This window comes from Dietzia aerolata (assembly GCF_014144865.1).
Taxonomy (GTDB): domain Bacteria; phylum Actinomycetota; class Actinomycetes; order Mycobacteriales; family Mycobacteriaceae; genus Dietzia; species Dietzia aerolata.
Genome location: NZ_JAALDM010000144.1, coordinates 2,428 through 6,165, shown reverse-complemented (window position 1 = coordinate 6,165; position 3,738 = coordinate 2,428). Strand labels below are relative to the sequence as shown.

Below are 3,738 nucleotides of genomic sequence, written 5' to 3'. Positions count from 1 at the left end.
AACTGTGGTTCCCCCGCGACGGCATGGAACTGCGCGCCATCGACTCGGGGCCGCACGCCGGCGAGCCGGTCGTCCTCCTGCACGGCTTCCCGCAGCGCACCTCCAGCTGGGACGCCGTGACCCCCCTCCTGCACGCCGACGGCCTGCGCACCATCGCCCTCGACCAGCGCGGATACTGTGCCTCCGCCCGCCCCCGCGGTCGGCGGTCGTACCGGCTGGAAGAGCTGGTCGGCGACGTTCTGGCCCTGCTGGATCACCTCGGCCTGGCCTCGGCGCACCTCGTCGGGCACGACTGGGGCGCCGCCGTGGCATGGGCCGCCGCCGGCAACCATCCCGAGCGGGTGCGCACGCTGACCGCCGTCTCGGTGCCGCACCCGGCGGCGTTCCTCAAGGCGATGCTCGTCTCCGACCAGCTGCTGCGGTCCTGGTACATGGGCTTTTTCCAGCTGCCGTTCGTGCCCGAGCTGCTGCTGAACTCGCCCGGGGCGGCGCCGGAGAAGGCGCTGGCCGGGATGGGCATGACGCCCGAGATGATCGCGCGGTTCCGCGACGAGATGGTCACCGACGACGCCATCCGCGGCGGCCTCGGGTGGTATCGGGCACTGCCGTTCTCCTCGCCGCGGGTGGTGGCCTCGCGCGTGGGAGTGCCCACGACGTTTGTATGGAGCGACGACGACCCTGCGCTCGGACGCGGCGGTGCCGCACTGACCGAGCGGTACGTCGACGGCGATTATCGTTTCGTCGAGCTATCCGGCGTCAGTCACTGGATCCCCGAGGAGCGGCCCGTCGAGCTGGCTGAGGCCATCAGCCGGCGGGCGCGGGGCGTGGCCGGCTGACCGCGTTCAGCTCGAGCGCACTCCGTCTGAACCCACCACGTCGTCGTCTGACTTCCACGGCGGCGGGATGGTCGAGGCCACCGCGGCGGCCACCAACGCCATCACCCCACCGAACACCAACCCGACCCGCAGGCCGAGCTCAGACGGGACGAACAGTCCCTCGAAGTCGGCCGACATCTGGGTGAGGATCACGCCCAGCACCGCCGCCGAGGTGGTGGTGCCGATCGACCGCATGAGGGTATTGACGCTGTTGGCCGAGCCCATCTCACTGCTGGGAACCGACTCCATGATCAGCGCCGGCATCGCCCCGTACGCCAGGCCCACTCCGCCGCTGATGATGATCCCCGCCGTCATGACGCCCCACGTGGACCCCATGAGGAACAGGCCGGCGAAGTACCCCACCGCGATGACTATCGACCCCAGGGCCAGCGTGAGCTTGGGTCCACGAGTGCCGATGAGTCGGCCACTGACCGGGGAGACAGCCATCATCGCCAGACCGGCCGGGGCGGACCACAGGCCCATCGCGACCATCGACTGGCCCAGGCCGTGACCGGTCGCGATCGGCAACTGCAGGACCTGCGGGAAGATGAGCAACTGCGCGTACAGGCCCATGCCGACCGTCACCGAGGCGATGTTGGTCAGCAGGACCGGGCGCCGAGACGCCACCCGCAGATCCACGATCGGCGAGCGATGCCGAAGCACCCACCAGCCCCAGACCGGGAACGCGACCACGACGACGGCGAACATGGCCAGCGTGAGGGGCGAGACCCAGCCCCAGTCGGCGCCCTTGGAGATGCCCAGAAGCAGTGCGACCAGTCCCACTCCTAAGCCGAGCGCACCGACGATGTCGAGCGTGCCGTCCGGTTTGGCGGCCGGCATCAGCGGGACCTTGAACCACAGGAACGCGGCTGCCACCAGGCCCAACACGGCCGAGCCCCAGAACATCCACTGCCAGGAGCCGTACTGGGCCAGGGCCGCGGCAGCCGGGAGGGCCAGCGCGCCACCCACGCCGAGCGAGGAACTCATCAGGGCGATCGCGGGCCCCAGCCGGGCTGGCGGCAGCACCTCCCGCATCGTGGCGATCCCGATCGGGATCACGCCGATCCCCACCCCCTGCAGGGCACGTCCGATGATCATCGGCCAGAGTGACGACGACACCGCCGAGATCACCGAGCCGAGCACCATGATCAGCGCGATCACGACGATCACGTTTCTCTTGGGGTACAGGTCGCCGAGACGGCCCATCACCGGGCCCGCCACCGCGCCCGCGAGCAGGGTCACCGTCACCACCCAGGAGGCGTTGACGGCGCTGGTGTTCAGGATCGTCGGAAGGATCCCCAGCAGCGGGATGACGAGCGTCTGGCTGGCCGAGACCACGATCCCGCCGAAGGCCAACACCCAGACGAGGCCGCGGTCATCGCGGAGGACGGCGTCCCCACCGTGCGCAGGTGCACTCATCCCATTGTCCCTTTCACAGCCTTACGACGGACACTACAGACAGGTGTCCACTTCTCCCCATCCAGCACCGCTCGCAACAGTGATTGATCCGGGACCATTTCGTGCTTGCCCGAACCTGAGCGTGGTGAAAGCATTCTCACATGCCCACTACCCGCACTACCCGGCGAAAAAACCGCCGGCCCTTGGTCTCCGTGGGGGCGCTCGCCGCCGCCACCACTGTCGCCCTGGCCCCCTCCATCATGGTCCCGGGCACCGCGAATGCTGTATCTTCGTCCGACTTCGTCGCCGCCCAGAACCGCCTCGTCGCCGGGACCGGATCCCCCACCGGCACCTGTTTCGGACTCGTCTCCACCACCATCAATCCCATCGGATATCCCAATTCGGCCACCGTCAGCTGGACGTTCGGGATCGTCGGAATCGGCCACTGTAACCTCACCGTGACCTTGTCCTGGCAGAACCTCAACGACAGCAAAAAGTCCGGCGAGGAAGTCGTCCATATCCCTGCGCCACTACTCGCCAACGGCGTTCCGAATCCCATCAACCACCCGATGCAAGCGGTTATCGATACCGGTCCCGGCGAGATCGAGTACACGCTCCGCACCAACGCTGGCGGGTGGTCCGGCCCGATGTCCATCCAGACCCCGGCCTACGTCCATTAGTAGAAGAACCGTCACGCGTCCGTCGGTCGTGCCACCAGGCAACTCCCCGGCACCCCTTGTCGGCACCGATGCCGGATGTCAGGATGGCAGACATGATTTCCGACATCGCCGCCAGATCGGCCCACAGACGCAGTGTCACTTCAATTCTCGGCATTACCGGCCTCGCGGTGGCCGCCTCGTTGGCGGCCCCCGCGACGGCGGGCGCCCAGACAATGCCGGAGACCGGTTCGGTCAGCGGCTCCGCCGAGACCATGCCCAAGCTGACCCCCGCCGACGACCGGCTGGTGGCCACCGGCGGCTCGCCCACCGGCACCTGCTTCGGTGCGGTGTCGGCGACCATCGACGGCGAGGGCAGCCCCCACGCCTCGCAGGTCGGCTGGGCCGCCGGCGTAGTGGGCGTGGGCAACTGCGATCTCACCGCCACCCTGACCTGGAAGAACCTCGACACGGGCGAGACCGGCGAAAAGGTCATGGAGGTGCCCAGCCCCGCGTTCCTACCGATGGGCAATCTCGCCCACCCCAAGGACACGATCATCCCCACCGGCGAGGGCCAGGTCGAGTACACACTCACCACCAACGGCGGCGCCTCGGCGGGCCCGATCACCGTGGAGACGCCCGAGTACACCGAGGACCAGTAGCCTCCGGACCCGACAAATCGGATGGGCGGGGTGCCCTCTGCCCGGATGGTCGTAGTCCCTGTCTAGATGGTCGTAGTCTCTGCGGCGACACGCGCGTGTCATCGCAGAGGCGGCGACTATGTCCGCAGCGATGACGACCATCGCGTC

4 protein-coding genes are annotated in these 3,738 nt (G+C 68.4%); 3 read left to right on the top strand and 1 reads right to left on the bottom strand.

Annotated elements, in window-relative coordinates; genetic code table 11:
• The first annotated feature begins 2 nt into the window (after nucleotides 1-2).
• A complete protein-coding gene (locus G6016_RS09610) occupies nucleotides 3-836 on the top strand; it encodes an alpha/beta fold hydrolase (RefSeq protein ID WP_422110468.1) in 834 nt (277 codons plus the stop codon).
• Between the two features lie 6 nt (nucleotides 837-842).
• On the opposite strand, the gene G6016_RS09605 is transcribed toward G6016_RS09610, so the two are convergent.
• On the bottom strand, nucleotides 843-2,294 hold the full coding sequence (locus G6016_RS09605; RefSeq protein ID WP_182632449.1) for an MFS transporter: 1,452 nt from the start codon (nucleotides 2,292-2,294) through the stop codon (nucleotides 843-845).
• Between the two features lie 140 nt (nucleotides 2,295-2,434).
• Between G6016_RS09605 and G6016_RS09600 the strand changes: the two genes are divergently transcribed.
• Complete coding sequence (locus G6016_RS09600; protein WP_182632448.1) at nucleotides 2,435-2,953, top strand: hypothetical protein; 519 nt, start codon at nucleotides 2,435-2,437, stop codon at nucleotides 2,951-2,953.
• Between the two features lie 92 nt (nucleotides 2,954-3,045).
• Nucleotides 3,046-3,591, top strand: a complete 546-nt coding sequence (locus G6016_RS09595; protein ID WP_241730058.1) for a hypothetical protein — start codon at nucleotides 3,046-3,048, stop codon at nucleotides 3,589-3,591.
• Nucleotides 3,592-3,738: the final 147 nt, after the last annotated feature.

Bases quoted from the DNA above. Each gene is read 5' to 3' on its own strand.
- G6016_RS09605 (WP_182632449.1), bottom strand. From the start codon at position 2,294: ATGAGTGCACCTGCGCACGGTGGGGACGCCGTCCTCCGCGATGACCGC.
- G6016_RS09600 (WP_182632448.1), top strand. From the start codon at position 2,435: ATGCCCACTACCCGCACTACCCGGCGAAAAAACCGCCGGCCCTTGGTC.
- G6016_RS09595 (WP_241730058.1), top strand. From the start codon at position 3,046: ATGATTTCCGACATCGCCGCCAGATCGGCCCACAGACGCAGTGTCACT.